The following is a 1,033-nucleotide window of genomic DNA, read 5'->3' as shown; positions in this document are numbered from 1 at the left end:
AGTAGACAGTGGAAATAATAAAATAATTTAGGCGGCCATAGTCCTATATTCTATAGGGCTGTGGCCATTTAATTTGTCTTGATATCTTTCATGATTATAGAAATGTATGTACTCATTTATTGCTCTTCTCAGTTCGTCGTATGTTTCGTATTTATGTAGATAATACTTTTCGCATTTTAGTGTGCCCCAAAATGATTCCATTGGTCCGTTATCAACACATTTACCAACTCGTGACATACTGTGTGTCATCTCAGCCTTATCTATCTTACGTTTAAATCCATATGAAGTATATTGAAATCCTCGATCACTATGAATAAGTGGATGTTCCTCTTCATTTAAAGTAGCTATTGCCTGATCTAATGTTTTGAAAACTAGTCGATTATTGTTTCTATGTCCAAATACATAGCTAACAATAGACCCATCATATAAATCACGAATAGCACTTAAATAGGCCTTCTTTGAAGTACCATACTTGAATTCCGTTACATCCGTTACCCATTTTTCATTCGGATGTTCTGCCAGGAAATTACGATTTAAGATATTCTCCGCAACGTGTTGGGGGACTGATCGTTTATATCTCTTCTTCTTTTTACGTATGACACACTCCAATTTTGAGATATCCATTAATCGATAAATTCTTTTGTGATTGAGTTTGTGTCCTAATTTCCTTTCAAATTTCTTATCCATATTTAATTTCATTCGACGGTATCCATAAATTCCTTCCACTTTTTTATGTAGGATGATCATCTCTTTTATAATCTCTTTATTTTGAAGTTCTTGTTTAGAAGGTTTTCTATTTAACCATTTATAATAAGAGGATCGTGCAATCCCAGCGATTTCACAAAGAAGGGAAATTGACATACTTTCTTCTACATGTAATTCTTTTATTGCGATATATTTAACTTCAAATCTAACTTGATTTATTTTAGCCTCCTTTCGATCTCCTCTAACTTTTTTAGAAATGCATTCTCCGCACGTAAACGTTCATTTTCTTTTTCTATTCTCTGAATCTCTAACCACATTTTTTCTTCTG

At 32.8% G+C, this 1,033-nt stretch carries 1 protein-coding gene; it reads right to left on the bottom strand.

Annotation, left to right across the window (positions count from 1 at the left end):
* Positions 1-27: 27 nt before the first annotated feature.
* The gene (locus JOC34_RS21650; RefSeq protein ID WP_338062707.1) at positions 28-924 is read right to left on the bottom strand and encodes an IS3 family transposase; all 897 of its coding nucleotides are present in this window, start codon (positions 922-924) and stop codon (positions 28-30) included.
* Positions 925-1,033 lie beyond the last annotated feature (109 nt).

The organism is Virgibacillus halotolerans (genome assembly GCF_016908515.1).
Taxonomy (GTDB): domain Bacteria; phylum Bacillota; class Bacilli; order Bacillales; family Amphibacillaceae; genus Virgibacillus_M; species Virgibacillus_M halotolerans.
Note: the sequence above shows the minus strand (reverse complement) of the source record. Positions and strands in the feature narration are given on the sequence as shown.